Source organism: Pseudomonas sp. GW821-FHT01A09 (assembly GCF_058986725.1).
Genome location: NZ_JBYSWB010000002.1, coordinates 126,947 through 140,777 on the forward strand (window position 1 = coordinate 126,947; position 13,831 = coordinate 140,777).

11 protein-coding genes are annotated in these 13,831 nt (G+C 59.4%); 7 read left to right on the forward strand and 4 right to left on the reverse strand.

The genetic code is table 11. The features are described from left to right. The first annotated feature begins 6 nt into the window (after nt 1–6). Nucleotides 7–1,527, forward strand: a complete 1,521-nt coding sequence (locus tag AC3WJP_RS02855; RefSeq protein ID WP_493719718.1) for an MFS transporter — start codon at nt 7–9, stop codon at nt 1,525–1,527. Nucleotides 1,528–1,598: 71 nt separating this feature from the next. On the opposite strand, the gene AC3WJP_RS02860 is transcribed toward AC3WJP_RS02855, so the two are convergent. The 4 genes from AC3WJP_RS02860 to AC3WJP_RS02875 all read right to left on the reverse strand — a co-directional run bounded on the left by AC3WJP_RS02860 (nt 1,599) and on the right by AC3WJP_RS02875 (nt 6,462). Beyond that, a complete protein-coding gene (locus tag AC3WJP_RS02860; RefSeq protein WP_493719719.1) occupies nt 1,599–3,434 on the reverse strand; it encodes a tannase/feruloyl esterase family alpha/beta hydrolase in 1,836 nt (611 codons plus the stop codon). A 66-nt stretch (nt 3,435–3,500) separates the two neighbouring features. Continuing rightward, nucleotides 3,501–4,151: a hypothetical protein gene (locus AC3WJP_RS02865; RefSeq protein ID WP_493719720.1), complete on the reverse strand. Its 651-nt coding sequence runs from the start codon at nt 4,149–4,151 to the stop codon at nt 3,501–3,503. 254 nt (nt 4,152–4,405) lie between these two features. After that, nucleotides 4,406–5,338, reverse strand: a complete 933-nt coding sequence (locus tag AC3WJP_RS02870; protein WP_493719721.1) for a LysR family transcriptional regulator — start codon at nt 5,336–5,338, stop codon at nt 4,406–4,408. Continuing rightward, on the reverse strand, nt 5,338–6,462 hold the full coding sequence (locus tag AC3WJP_RS02875) for a helix-turn-helix domain-containing protein (RefSeq protein ID WP_493719722.1): 1,125 nt from the start codon (nt 6,460–6,462) through the stop codon (nt 5,338–5,340). Before AC3WJP_RS02875 ends, AC3WJP_RS02870 begins: the two co-directional genes overlap by 1 nt. Before the next feature lie 174 nt (nt 6,463–6,636). Between AC3WJP_RS02875 and AC3WJP_RS02880 the strand changes: the two genes are divergently transcribed. The 6 genes from AC3WJP_RS02880 (at nt 6,637) to AC3WJP_RS02905 (ending at nt 13,824) form a co-directional block, all read left to right on the forward strand. Further along, on the forward strand, nt 6,637–8,235 hold the full coding sequence (locus AC3WJP_RS02880; RefSeq protein ID WP_493719723.1) for a GMC family oxidoreductase: 1,599 nt from the start codon (nt 6,637–6,639) through the stop codon (nt 8,233–8,235). A 41-nt stretch (nt 8,236–8,276) separates the two neighbouring features. Then, nucleotides 8,277–9,161 carry a transporter gene (locus tag AC3WJP_RS02885; RefSeq protein ID WP_493719724.1) on the forward strand — a complete coding sequence of 295 codons (885 nt, stop codon included), beginning with the start codon at nt 8,277–8,279 and terminating at the stop codon, nt 9,159–9,161. Nucleotides 9,162–9,181: 20 nt separating this feature from the next. Continuing rightward, nucleotides 9,182–10,492 carry an NAD(P)-dependent benzaldehyde dehydrogenase MdlD gene (gene mdlD, locus AC3WJP_RS02890; protein ID WP_493719725.1) on the forward strand — a complete coding sequence of 437 codons (1,311 nt, stop codon included), beginning with the start codon at nt 9,182–9,184 and terminating at the stop codon, nt 10,490–10,492. A gap of 89 nt (nt 10,493–10,581) precedes the next feature. After that, entirely contained in the window at nt 10,582–11,283 is a 702-nt protein-coding gene (locus AC3WJP_RS02895) for a helix-turn-helix transcriptional regulator (RefSeq protein ID WP_493719726.1), read from the forward strand. 101 nt (nt 11,284–11,384) lie between these two features. Next, the gene (gene iaaH, locus AC3WJP_RS02900; protein ID WP_493719727.1) at nt 11,385–12,890 is read left to right on the forward strand and encodes an indoleacetamide hydrolase; all 1,506 of its coding nucleotides are present in this window, start codon (nt 11,385–11,387) and stop codon (nt 12,888–12,890) included. A 43-nt stretch (nt 12,891–12,933) separates the two neighbouring features. Further along, on the forward strand, nt 12,934–13,824 hold the full coding sequence (locus AC3WJP_RS02905; protein WP_493719728.1) for a transporter: 891 nt from the start codon (nt 12,934–12,936) through the stop codon (nt 13,822–13,824). The last annotated feature ends 7 nt before the right edge of the window (nt 13,825–13,831 follow it).

The window sequence follows — 13,831 nt, forward strand, 5'->3', positions numbered from 1 at the left end:
GCGACCATGTTGCGCAAAAATGCCACGCTGTTGCTGGCGATCGGTGTGCTGGTGGCGCTGGAATATCTGCAAGCCGGCATGATCGCTTTTGCCTCGGCACCGATCCGCGGTGAGATCGATGCCAGCCCCGAGGAGTTCACCCTGGTCGCTGCGCTCTATGCGTGCATCGCGGTAGTGGTGATCTCCAAGCAACGCTGGCTGACCGAACGCCTGGGCTGGCGCAATTTCATGCTAGGCTCGATCAGCATAAATGTGCTCGGGGCCTTTGTGTGCAGTGTCAGCAGTGACCTCAGCACCTTTACCGCCGGGCGGGTAATCATGGCCCTGGGCGGTGCGTCGTTCATGACATCGGCCCGCGTATTGGTCAACCGGTTGCCGCCAGGTCCTGGCCGCTTCATGGGTGTGAAGGTATTTGCCACCGGCTTGGCAGTGGGCACCGCGTCTGCACCGTTTCTGTCGTCGCTGGTGGTGGTCCAAGACACCTGGCACGGGATCTTCTGGATTCTGATCGCGGGCGCGTTGAGCGCTGGAGCACTGTGCAGCCGATTCCTGTCCAATACACCAGTGCCGCTCGAGGAGCGCACCCCTTCCAGCCCCGCCAACGTGTTGTTACTGGCAGTCAGCAGCTTCTTTCTGCTGTATATCCTCCAGCGCTCCTACTACGACTTCTACAACGAGACGTTCATTCTCGCAGCGTTCGCGTTGCTGGCAGCGCTGGGGTTGTATATTTTCTTTCACACCGAACACCAGAAGCATCAACCTTTCCTCAAGGTCCGTGATTTGATGCAAGCCCGCTATCTGCAAGGCGTGGCGTTGTTCTGTTTCACCTATATCGTGCTGGGCAGCAATAACTATATCCTGCCCTACTTCCTGCAATCGGGCTTGGGTTACTCGTGGGACACCATCGGCACGTTTCAGGCATTCGGTCTGGGCGGCGCGTTACTGACCTGGCTGGTCATGGCGGTCGTGATTCCCAAGTTCCCAGCACCAAAGAAGTTTTTCGTCACTGGCTTCGCTGCACTGATCGGGTTTGGTTGGCTGCTGTGCGCGCTGACGACCGAAGCCAACATGTGGTCCAATATCCTGCCCGCGTTGATACTCAACGGCTGCTTCGTGATGCTGGTGCTGGCGACCGCAGCGATGCAAACCTTTCGCGACGTCAGCCATCACGACACTCTGTTCACCCATGCGTACCAGATCAAGAGCATGCTCGGCCAGATTGCCATGGCCATGGGCACTGCATTCGCCACGCTGTTTCTGCAATGGCGCACCACGACCCAATACAACAATCTCAATCTGTTCTTTAGTCCGGATGACCCTCGCTACCAGGAGCAGCTCCAACACCTGACGCACGCCCTCACCCCGCAAGTGGGAGTAGGACCTGCCGGGCAGATCTCAACTTCGGTGCTGGCCCAGACGCTGCAACAGCAGTCGACCCTGGTGGCCAGCATGGAGTACTTCTGGGTAGTGATAGGCGTGGCAGCACTCGCACTGGTGGTGTCGACGGTTCAAAAGACGTTCAAGTAACCCAATAAAAATGGCGCCCGATGGAGGGCGCCATTATCTTGCAGCTTACTACGCTTCAGCGACTTTAGGCCTCAGCGGCAGTCATAGGCGTTGGCGGCGTCCTTCGCTCCACCTACGTAATGAAGCTTTTTCGGGTACTGGCACAGCGGATGCTCGACCGTATCGTCCGCGTTGGCAATAGTGATGCCGTCAGGTTCGGTACCCTGCTCGACCCACTTAACCAGATGGCTGTAAAGCTGCTGCGGGCGCGGCAGGGGCGGGTCGGCTTTCGGGCTCACGCCAGCAATACCATCGACCGAACCCACACCACCGCAATGGCCCATGCCCGGCACGGTGTAGAACCGGTAGAAGCTATCCGTTTGTTTCTGCCCGCCGGCCGCTTTCACCACCGACTCGTAATAATGCTCAGTACCTTGAGCCGGAATCACTGGATCTGCCAGGCCATGAAATACCATGATCTTGGCACCCCGGGCGTGGAAGGCCTCGAGGTCGACCTTGTCGGTGTTGATATGGGCAAAAGAGTTCTGCAAAGCGACTCCCTGCTCGTAGGCCCTGGCGAGATCAGCGTAGCTCAGCTTCTTCCAGCCATCGGCACCCTGCTGCGCGGCATTGACGAAATCCGGCGTTGCCACGGTACCATCCTGCAGGTTGAGCGCGACCTGATGGGCTGCGATCGGGAACGGCGCGCCTTGGCCATTGCGCGAGCCTGCCAGCCCGGCAAGGCTGGATCCGCGCTCCGGGCCGAACCACAGATGGTTGGCGGCCAATGTCGCATGGTCGCCGTTGTCCTGTCGCGGGTCGGGAACGCTGCCGTCGGTGGTCTGGCCAAACCAGATCTTGTTGATGGCATTGGCCTGGGCCGTGGAGATGCACTGCGCACTGGCGTCGTTGCCACCACTGGCCTTGCAAAGCACTGCTTTGTCGTTGGCCGGGTTGTAGTGGCAAGCCGAAGGATCAGCGATGTACCCCAGGTGCTGACCGTTCAAGCCGGTGTCACAAGCGCTGACGGCTGCGGCGGATACTCGGTTGAGTTGCTCCGAGCTGATGGGGCCGCCCAGATCTTGCTGCATGACGACCTGAGGGTACAGGTCGGCATTGATGAAACGGGTCCAGTTGATAGCGGGTGAGCCCGCGATGATGCCGTCGTAATCATTCGGGAAGGCCTGCGCATGCTTGTGCGCCTGGCGGCCACCCGTCGAGCAGCCTTCGAAATAGGCATGTTTGGCAGGCTGACCGTAGAAGCCCGCAGCCAGCTTCTTGGTCAGTAGCGCGGTCTGGTGTATGCCCCGTTCCGAGAAGTCCTGCCATTGAGTGGTGTTGATAGCCCCCGTGGCGGTCATCAGGAACGACCCATCCATGGAAGCCGTGGCCGCGTTGTCGACCTTGTGACCCGTGTCGGTAATGGCACTGACCGCGCCCTCGCTACCAGCGATTTGCGACGCTGCGGTGACGCGGCTGACGGCGGGAGCGATCCCATCCGTCGCAGATATCTGCGGCAGGCCGACGAAGCCGCCACCGCCCACGTTATGGATGCGGCCGTTCCAATTGGCAGCAGTGGGCAACCATATTTCGATGCCGATACCGGCCTGGGTCGAAGGCGCACCGGCAGGGCCAGGTGAGCCTGGGCCAACCCGCAGTTTAACCAGGCACAGGTCGTTGAGCGCTTTGGGGCTCTTGTCGCCCAGCTCGGCTGACAGCGGCGCATCTTTGGCGTAAGCCCGGGCCGCGAGTACTTGCACATCCGGTTCATCAGCTAGCAGCTTGCCGATCTGGCCAGCGCCGCAGTTGGCGAATACCGGCGTAGCCGCCACCGCGGGACCGCCGCCCATGAAAACCGCGACCATGGCTGCCGTGGTCAGCAGTTGACCTCGCGTGGTGAAGTAATGTTCGAAGAGGCTTAAAGACACAAATCATCCTATAGCTAGCGGGTAAGAGGAAAAGTTCAGGCAACGATTAGGCGATTGGCGCACGCATTAGTTCGCCGTGCGGCTTCGTTGAACGCGCTGCGGTGGCGATGATGTATCGTGAGGCCAGCTGACGACCTCGGCAGGGCGATAAACTTGCGCTAGCGCCGCTTCGGAATATTGCGCGGTGCTGCGTAATTCACGCAGTGATCTGGCTGCTGCATACAACCCTAAACAATGATCCACGCAGGCGGAAAACCAGATCATGTAGGCAAGCAGCTCAAGGCTTTCCTCGACCATGGTCTTGGCCAGTCTCGCGTAGCCATCGCGTAGAATCAGATGCCACAGATCGCCCATGCCAAAGACACGGGAGAACACCAGCACCAGCCCACCAGAGACCATCGCGCCACATGCCGGTGTTTTGAGAAAACGCGCCAACGCGTTCACCGTATCGACTCGATTGCTTGCCGCCAGCCCTCCTCTCAGGCTAACCCACAGCACCAGCATGAAAGGCCCGCACCAGGCGCTATGGCTGATGGGATCGAACAATCCATCAAGCTCGCGCATCAGCAAGCAACCAAAAAAACCAGCGCCCAACACAGAAAAACCTTTCTGCCCAGCAACGCGCGAGCAGCGCAGGAATATCAGCGCGCAAGCGAACAACAACAATTCTTGAGTGATTTCAGTAAAGGAGATCTCCAGGATCTGGGTCCGGAACACTGCGACATCCAGCCAAATCATAGCTAGGCCGAACAAGCACAGAAATATCTTCAAGACCGTGGATACTACGGCATACCTGATTTCGCTCTCATGGAACTTCAAAATCACCTCTGATTGCGTTGCCTCGGCAGAGGCGATTGAATGAAAACAGCCGTCGGGGATTTTAGCGTCCGCAAGCCACCGGCTACCCCCGTTTCATACAAAAGTGCATTGCGCAAAACACATCAATGGCGCAACTGAAGGGCAACACCAGTTCAGGCAAAGTAGCGCGGATCGCTGAGGATCAGTTCATGCTCGGCGAATACTTTCGGCAATTCGACCTTGAGGAAATCTATCCAAGTGCGAACCTTGGCATCCAGAAACCGCCTGGACGGGTAAACGGCATAGACCGACCGCTCACGCAGTCGATACTGGCTCAGCACCCTAACCAGTTTGCCCTCCTTCAACGGCCGCGAAGTCGTGTAGAAAGGCAGCAGACTGATGCCCATGCCGGCCTCGCAGGCATTGACCATCGCTTCGGCGACATTGCACTCAAAGGTCACGCCGGGGGTGACCGACTGCTCTTCACGCTCATTGCGAAACAGCCACTGATCACCATGAATGGGATCGACCATGCGCAAGCAGCGATGGTTGGCAAGATCATCGGGAACCTGCGGCACGCCATTGCGTGCGATGTAGGCCGGCGACGCGCAGGGGATGCTGTAGATCTCCCCTACACTTTGCGCCACGAATTGGGAATCTGGCAGTGCCTCGGCGATGGAGATCACCACATCGTGGCCGTCTTCCAGATGATCGGGATGACGTTGCGAGAGCGTCAGTTCGAAGTGCACGTCTGGATACTTCTCGCAGTAACGGGCAATCAAAGGTGTCAGCAGGCCACCGATGCCATTCATGCTGTGCACCCTGAGCCGGCCGCTGGGCTTGAGGTGCGCGCCACGGGCTTCATCGGTCGCGGCCTGCATCTCTTCGAGGATTTGCCGGGCGCGTGGCAGGAATCTTTCGCCTGCTTCGGTGATGCCGATCTTGCGGGTGGTGCGCTGCAGCAGCCGAGCCTCTACATGGGTCTCAAGTTCGGCGACCAATCGCGATACCTGGCCGGTGGACAGGTCAAGAATATGCGCGGCGGCGGTAAAGCTGCCGACATCCACAACTTTTACAAATACCCGAAGGCTGTTGAACAAATCCATCAAATAGAATCCTGTCGTGAGGCATCATCCGGCTTGCGCGACATCTGCTTGTTCAACACTCGGTACAAGGTGGTACGCGACAGTCCGAGCAGCTTGGCTGCCTGGCTGACATTACCGTTGGTCTTGCGCAGCGTTTCCAACATATGCAACTCGGACATCTCCCGCAGAGAGCTGGCATGGCGCGTCACCGGCATGGCATGCGCCGGTGTGACGCCGCCCTCAAGATGCCCTTTGGTATAGAACACGATGCCATTCTTGAGGCTTGACTGCAGGCATTGACCGTCGATAAGCAACTCATCCACGAACAGGTCCGTGACGTTAAAGCGCTGGCGGAAGGGGTCGATATGATCGAGCATCTGGGCCGCACTGCGCGTCACAGAAAGAATGTCGCCATAGCCATTGATCGCCATCAGCCCAGCTTGATAGGTGTCGATGAAATCAGCATCGTGGTGAATCCGTATCACCTGATTGGCGCGGTGAGCGTCCAGGAACAGCCGGTTCTCGACCTTGACCGCCGCGCTGGTCAGCTTGGTCTCCACCAGCGAGGATTTGAACTCCTCGCTGCCGGTGATATTGATGACCCCGACCACCGTTCCCCACGGCCCCCAGACCGGCACCGCACAGCAGAACAAATGCGCGAACTCGTCCAGAAAGTGTTCAGCCCCCACCAGTGTGAGGGAGCGCCCTTCCCGTAACGCACAGGCGGGTGCGGTGGTGCCGATGTCACCTTCCTGCAGCCGACGGCCCACCTGCAGCGTAAAGGATCGTGATGCCGGATTGCTCCCGTGGCGCGCACGGACGATAACGCTCTGCTCGTTGGTTACATACACCACCCAGTTCGCGCCACCGAACGAATCCCAGATTGAATCGATCTCCTGACCAGCGATCGCGGAAAGATAACGGTCCTGTTCATCGATCACATGCAAGTGACTGTCGGGCGCGGTCAGTAATTGATCGGCGGGATCGATGCCGTGAACGACGTGGCTACGCCGCCAGGACTGCAATAAAAAGACAGGTATAGCGGCATCGACTGCTGGGGTGCCTTCTAGAAGGGCACGTTTCGCCTGCTGCAGAAGAGTACGGTATCCATCTGAAATCGCACCATATACGGGCTTTCTATCCATTGAACTAACCCTAAACACGATAATTGTTCACTTTCGCAACACTATACATGATTAGTGTTTCGATAAAGCACACTAATACGTTCTAAGCTAAGACTCATGTCACATGGCAGCCTGCGTCAGATTGCCGCACCATTTTCTCAATGAATCAACAGCCATTGTCAAAGGTGTACAAGCATGACAACTCAAAGCTTTGACGTAATTATCGTTGGTAGCGGTGCGGCAGGTTGCGTGGTCGCGGGTTATCTGGCGGAGCAGACCAAGGCCAGCATTGCGGTCATCGAAGCAGGCGGCAAAGATAGCGACCCGCTGATCCATATCCCGGCAGGCTTCGGCAATATCCTCGCCCACGACAAGCATGTGTGGAAAGACAACACCATTCCACAGCACGGCAGTGAGCGGCGATTTCGTTCCGGCAAAGTGCTGGGTGGTGGTACGTCGGTAAATGCCATGTGTTACGTACGCGGGCAAAAGCGTGACTTCGATGCCTGGGAGCAAGCCGCGCGCGGAGAAGGCGGCTGGTCTTACCAAAACATGTGGAAGGCGTTCATCGAGCAAGAGAAGAACGATACCTTTCACAACGAGCACCATGGCATCCGCGGCAACCTGGCGGTGCAGCTGCCCAACGGCATCAACGAACTCAACCAGTACTGCCTCAAGGCTTTTCAGGAATACGGCCTGCCTTATAACCCGGACTACAACGGCGCCAGCCAGATCGGCGTGGCGCCGGTGCAATCGAACATCGAGAACAAGCGCCGCTGCAGCGCGGTGGAGGCTCACCTGCGATGCCACCTGGACAGCGGTCGCATCACCTTACTGACCAAGACCACCGTGACGCGCGTGCTGTTCGAGCAGAACCGCGCCGTCGGTGTAGAGGCACTGGTGGGCAACAGCCGCAGTGAAATCCGTGCCAAACAAGTGGTGATCAGTGCAGGCGCCGTGCACAGTCCCAAGATCCTTATGCATTCCGGGATCGGCCCGCGCGAACAGCTCGAGAAGTTCGGCATCCAAGTCAAGTTTGACCTGCCGGGCGTGGGGGAAAACCTGCATGACCACCCTATCGTGCCGTTGAGCGCCTATGTCACCGGCGACCTCGGTTATCAAAAAGCGGCGCAGGGCCTGGGCACGGTCAATGCCGGACTCCGCTACATCTTGACCAAGGACGGGCCCGCTGCGGGCAATGGCATCGAAACGGTCACCTATTGGGACCCACTGGATTTCAGCGCTGAACCTACCGTGCAGTGCTACCACGTGCCGATCATCTCCAAGGACGGCCTGAGCCCCACCGGCTCGCGCGCCGGGGTCACGTTCGAACTGGTGGTGCTACAACCCAAGAGCCGTGGGCACATCCGCCTGGCTGATAGCGATCCCACCTCCACGCCGTTGATCCACCCTAATTTCATTGGCCATGAATACGACCTCAAGGTCGCCGTAGAGTCGGTCAAGGCCATGCGCGAGGTGATGAAACAAGAATCGCTGGCGCCAGTCATCGACGAAGAAGTGTCACCCGGTCCGCAGGTGCAAACCGATGAACAGATCGGCGAATGGGTCAAAAGCGTTGCCACTACCATGTGGCACCCGGTGGGGACTTGCCGCATGGGCTACGACGAGCAAGCCGTGGTGGATGCCCAGCTACGCGTCCATGGCGTCGACCACCTGCACGTCATCGATGCCTCGATCATGCCCAACATCACCAGTGGCAACACCAATGCGCCGACACAGGCGCTGGCTCTGCACGCGGCGAAGATGTTGGTGGCGGCTTACTTCAAGCGTTGATTCATTCCGCTCACGAATAGAGCCCCAGGAGCATCGCCCTGATGAACGCGACACGGATAATCAAAGCTCGCGCCAGCACGCTGGCTTGCCTGTTTACCCTGCTGCCGGCCACCTGCATGGCCCTGGATATCGACGGCGGCGACTACACGCCGCTGCCTCCCGGCAGCAACATGGCCCTGCTCTACTACCAGCACGGCTACAGCCACAGCGCCTACGCCCACGGTAACAACGTAGGCGGCGGCACCCACCTGACCCAGGATATCGGCATTTTGCGGATGATCCACTTCATGGAAATCGGCGGGTTCACCATGGACCCGCAATTTCTCCTGCCTTTTGGACATGTCGACGGCAAGCAGGCCGGCAGTGACCTCGGTACTGGCAACGGGGTCGGCGACCTGATCCTGGCCAACACCGTGTGGTTGGTCAATAACGCGGCCTCCGGCACCTACTTTGGCGTGACGCCGATGGTGACGTTGCCCACGGGCAGCTATGACAAGGACGACGCCCTGAACATCGGCCAGAACCGGCATAAATACACGTTACAACTGGGCCTTAGCCAGCGCCTGATGGACAAGCTGACCCTGGACCTGGCGTTCGACGGCACTCACTTCGGCGACAATGACCGCTATGGCGGCACCGCCGCGACCTTGTCACAACACACGTTGTACCAAGGCCAGACGATCCTGCGCTACAACCTCACACCCAACCTGGACCTGCGCACTTCGTACTCGCGGGAATGGGGCGGCGAGCAATTCGTCGACGGCGCCAGCCAAGGCCGCCCGGGTGAAAGCAAATACTCCGTAGGCGCCGCTTACATGCTCCCCACCAAAACGCAGCTGATTCTCAACTGGGGCCGGGATACCAGTGTCGACAACGGCTTCAAAACCCAAAGCCAGTTGAACTTGCGCATTGCCCAAGTCTTTTGATTCCAATGAGGTACTTCCCCATGAGCTACACCGACAACCAGACCATCGACGATGCATTCGCCGACCAGAAGGCCTTCTTCGCCTCACGCGCGACCTATGACATCGCCTTTCGCAAACAAGGCTTGCAGCGCCTTAAAGACTCCGTGCTGAGTCACCGAGAAGCACTCTACACGGCGCTCGAGGATGACCTGGGCAAGCCTCGCGAGCATGTCGACCTTGCGGAGATCGGCGCCGTCGTGCATGAAATCGACTTTGCCCTGGAGCATCTGGATGACTGGGCCACCCCCCAGCCCGTCGAGACCCCGGCCAGCCTTGCGCCCTCTACAAGCTTCGTCACCCAGGAGCCGTTCGGGGTCGTCTACGTCATTGGCCCTTTCAATTACCCGGTAAATCTGACCCTGACCCCTCTGGTCGGTGCGCTCATCGGCGGCAACACAGTGATTCTCAAACCCTCCGAGACTACTCCGCGCACCTCGGCTGTGCTGCAAGACATCATTGCCCAAGCGTTCGACCCGGCGTATGTCACCGTGGTCCAAGGTGGGCGGGAACAAAATACTCATCTGCTCGGCCTGCCCTTCGATTTCATCTTCTTCACCGGCAGCCCGAACGTCGGCAAGGTGGTCATGCGCGCTGCCGCGGAGCACCTGACGCCCGTGGTACTGGAGCTGGGAGGCAAATGCCCCTTGGTGGTGCTGCCAGACGCCAACCTGAACCAGGTGGTCGAGCAACTGTTGTTCGGCAAGTTCATCAACAGCGGTCAGACCTGCATTGCTCCGGATTACCTCTACGTGCATAGCAGCATCAAGCAGGATTTGCTCGGCAGGCTGGTCGAAGCGATCGCCCAGCAACTGCCCGACATCGATTCCACCGGCAAACTGGTGACCTCGCGTCAAGTCGAAAAACTGCAATCGCTGCTCGAACACAGCCGCGGTAAAACCCTGATAGGAGGCCAGGCCGATGCGCAGCGGCGCGTCTTCAGCGCGACCGTAGTGGACGAGGTGCAGTGGGACGACGCACTGATGGCCGAGGAGCTGTTCGGGCCGATACTGCCGGTACTGAGCTTCGAAACGGTGAATGAAGCGGTGGAAGGCATCAACCACAACCATGCCAAGCCCTTGGCGTTGTATGTGTTCACCGGCGATGCCGAGCAGGCCAAGCCGATCATCGCCAACGTGCAATCTGGTGACGCCATGGTCAACAGCGTACTGGTGCATGTGTTCTCGCCATACCTGCCTTTCGGCGGCGTGGGCAATTCCGGGATGGGGGAATATCACGGGCACTACAGTTTTTTGACCTTCACTCACAAGAAGTCGGTGCGCTTCGTGCCTTGAGGCGGGTGATGCAACGCCCGCGAGCGTGACTACGAGGCCTGATTCTTGCTTCGATTTTTATCACTAGAAGTCGTGCAGGAATCAGGCTGATGCCTTCGCAACTGAACACCTCCGAACTGGACCATGTCGCCGAGATCACTTGGCGACTCTGCGAGTATCGCGGCAAAGCCGACGCCAGGGCAGCAGTGCTCGATCGCGTCAGCCAGCTGCTGCGGGCTGACTATGCGGCCTCCTTCGTCTGGGACGAAGGGCTACAACGCTCTACCCGACGTGTATCGCGCAATATCGATGAACGCCAGTTGCAGGCCTATGATAGCTACCTGCATCAGGTGGATATCGTCACCCCGGCACTACGGGCCACTGCTTGCGCCACCAACGTCGACCGCGTCATCCGGCGCAGCCAACTGGTCCATAGCCAGTTCTATTGCGACTTCCTGCGACCCGCCGGCATGCATCATGGGATCAACGTGTACTTCTTCGCGAAAGGCCAGGATGTGGGCGATCTGCGGATCTGGCGTGGCGCTGGCGACCCGCCTTTCGGCGAGCGAGAGGAGCGTATCCTTAATGAGTTGACGCCGTATTTCGTCAGGGCGCTGGCGCCCGCGCCCGCGGTTGACCCGCGGCTGTCCAAGCGTGAAGCCGACGTCGCGCGGCTGGTCGCTAGTGGTGCAAGCGACAAAGAAGTCGCACGCATACTGGGCATCGCATTCACCACAGTCAGAACCCATTTGAACAGCGCCATGGGTAAACTCGAGTGCGCCAACCGCACGCAATTGTCCCGTCATTTTTGAGCTCGCCGAGCCCTCCTCAATCTTGAGGAAGCCAACGCCCCCAGCCAATCGTTAAGTTCGTCCCATGGCAGCAACGCCGCTGTTATCGAAAGGGACGAGCTATGCGATATACCCAATGGCTGAAAGGTGCCCCTCTGGCACTCGCTACCACCAGCGCTTGCGCTGCCCATCTGCCTGACGATCTGTTCGAGCTCACCGCCAGTGAAGCCGCCGCGCTGATCTGCGCTAAAGCCGTCAGCAGCCGGCAACTGACCCAAGTGTGGCTACAACGTATCGATGCGCACGCAGGCCTCAATGCCTTTATTTCAGTAGACGCTCAGGCCGCGCTGGCCAAAGCGGACGCCTACGACCGCTATCTGGCCAGCGGTGCAGCCTGCCTGCCGCTGGGCGGAGTGCCCATCGCCGTCAAGGACAATATACAGGTCCAAGGGTTTGCCAACACCGCCGGAACACCTGGCCTGGCGACGTTTTACCCGCAGCGTAACGCACCGATCATCGACCGCCTGGTAGCCGCCGGCGCGATCATTATCGGCAAGACCAATATGCAGGAACTGGCCTACGGAACCTCGGGCTACAACACTGCGTTCCACGTACCGGGCGTGATCGGAGTGCGTAACGCTTACGATGCCAGCCGTATTGCCGGTGGCTCCTCATCAGGCAGCGCCGCCGCAGTCGGGGCGCGCCTTGTACCGGCGGCGTTAGGGACCGACACCGGTGGCTCGATACGCCAGCCGTGCGCGCTCAATGGCTGCGTTGGCTTGCGCCCCACCGTGGGCCGCTATAGCCAGGAAGGCATCACTCCTATCTCCCCGACCCGCGATACGGCAGGGCCCATGACCCGCTCGGTCGAGGATGCGATCCTGCTGGATCAGATTATCACCGGTCAGGCCCCTGCTCCGGCGCTGACCGCCAGGCAGATACGCCTGGGCGTGCCCGAGCAATTCTGGCAAACGCTGGAACCGGCCGTTGCGTCTCGCAGCCGCGAGGCGTTGGCACAACTCGAACAAGCGGGCGTGCAACTGGTCCCCGTATCGATGCCGGGGCTGCTGGAGCTCGACGCCTTGGTCGGTATGCCGATCGCGCTATACGAGGGCAAGTCGGCCCTGGATGACTACCTGCAACGCAACGATACCGGCGTCACGCTCGAACGACTGGTGAGCCAGATCAGCAGCCCGGATGTGAAGTCAATTTTCGACCGCTTCATCATGCCGCAAAAAATCCCCACCGCCGATGGCCATACGGGTGACTTGCACGCGGCGTATCGCTGGGCCATGGACCATGGCCGCGGGCAGATGTTCGAGCAGTATCAAAGCGTGTTCAGCCGCCACGGCCTGGATGCGCTGATCTTCCCGACAACACCGGATCTGGCCATCGCCAGCAACCCCGAGGCTACTCGTTTCGAGGCATTCGGCCGAATGATCCGCAACGCCGACCCAGGCAGTAATGTCAGCTTGCCGGGCATCAGCTTGCCTGCCGGATTAGCCGGTGAGCCTGCACTGCCGGTAGGCCTGGAGATTGACGGCTTGCCCCACAGCGATGCCCACCTGCTCGCCGTCGCGCTGACGCTGCAAGGGATCCTCGGCCGCCAGCCGGCGCCAGCGAACTGATCCGAGATCCACGAGCCTTCTACCTTCTGATCGAGCCAAGACCATGAACGTACCGCCCCGCTACGTGCGTACCTCCCTCTATAGCGCCGCCGCCTCATTGGCGCTGCATGCCACCAGCGCCAATGCCTATCTAGTCACCACCGAGCCGGGCGACTCCGCCACGCTGCCTGCCGGTACTAATTTGGGTGTGCTGTACTACCAGCACGCCGAGCGCAACAGGGTGATGGTGGACGGCCATAAAGCCAACGGCGACTTTCGTCTGGACAGCGATATTGTCCTGGCTCGCTACGTGAAATGGACCACATTAGCGGGCTTTCTAGTGACGCCCCAGGTGATCGTGCCTTGGGGCCATCTGAAAATGGGCGGCGACAGTCCTGGCTCCGAAAGCGCCTTTGGCGACCCGTTCGTGGGTGGCAATATCTGGTTTCTCAACGATACGGTCAATGAGCGTTACTTCAGTCTCGGCACCTACATCGGCGTACCGATAGGCAGTTACGACGCTGACAAGGGAGCGATGAACATCGGCGAGAACCGCTGGAAAGGTGCCTTCGAAATCAACTACGTGCAGGCGCTTATCCCGCACCGGCTATACGGTGAAATGACCCTGGAGCGTGACTGGTTCGGCACGAACGACGACTACCTGGGCGCAACGCTAAAGCAGGACCCGATCTTCGAGGTCCAGGCGCACCTGCGCTATGTCGTCAACCCCATCAACCAAGTGGGGCTGACCTACATCCACACCACCGGCGGCGAGAACCGGCTGGACGGCCAGGCGCTGGATGACGGCCTGAACACTGATCGCTACCTAGTGACCTGGGCTCATTCCTTCACGCCCAAGATCCACCTGCAAACCCAGGCTGGACAAGACCTCAACGTCAACAACGGGCCCAAGGAAAACCTGCGGGTCAACCTTCGCCTGGCATATTTATTCTGAACGGGAG

What these genes read in the sequence shown, in the direction of transcription:
- mdlD (WP_493719725.1), top strand. Translation starts at nt 9,182, where the DNA reads ATGAGCTACACCGACAACCAGACCATCGACGATGCATTCGCCGACCAG.
- AC3WJP_RS02885 (WP_493719724.1), top strand. Translation starts at nt 8,277, where the DNA reads ATGAACGCGACACGGATAATCAAAGCTCGCGCCAGCACGCTGGCTTGC.
- AC3WJP_RS02855 (WP_493719718.1), top strand. Translation starts at nt 7, where the DNA reads ATGTTGCGCAAAAATGCCACGCTGTTGCTGGCGATCGGTGTGCTGGTG.
- iaaH (WP_493719727.1), top strand. Translation starts at nt 11,385, where the DNA reads ATGCGATATACCCAATGGCTGAAAGGTGCCCCTCTGGCACTCGCTACC.
- AC3WJP_RS02905 (WP_493719728.1), top strand. Translation starts at nt 12,934, where the DNA reads ATGAACGTACCGCCCCGCTACGTGCGTACCTCCCTCTATAGCGCCGCC.
- AC3WJP_RS02875 (WP_493719722.1), bottom strand. Translation starts at nt 6,462, where the DNA reads ATGGATAGAAAGCCCGTATATGGTGCGATTTCAGATGGATACCGTACT.
- AC3WJP_RS02880 (WP_493719723.1), top strand. Translation starts at nt 6,637, where the DNA reads ATGACAACTCAAAGCTTTGACGTAATTATCGTTGGTAGCGGTGCGGCA.
- AC3WJP_RS02870 (WP_493719721.1), bottom strand. Translation starts at nt 5,338, where the DNA reads ATGGATTTGTTCAACAGCCTTCGGGTATTTGTAAAAGTTGTGGATGTC.
- AC3WJP_RS02895 (WP_493719726.1), top strand. Translation starts at nt 10,582, where the DNA reads ATGCCTTCGCAACTGAACACCTCCGAACTGGACCATGTCGCCGAGATC.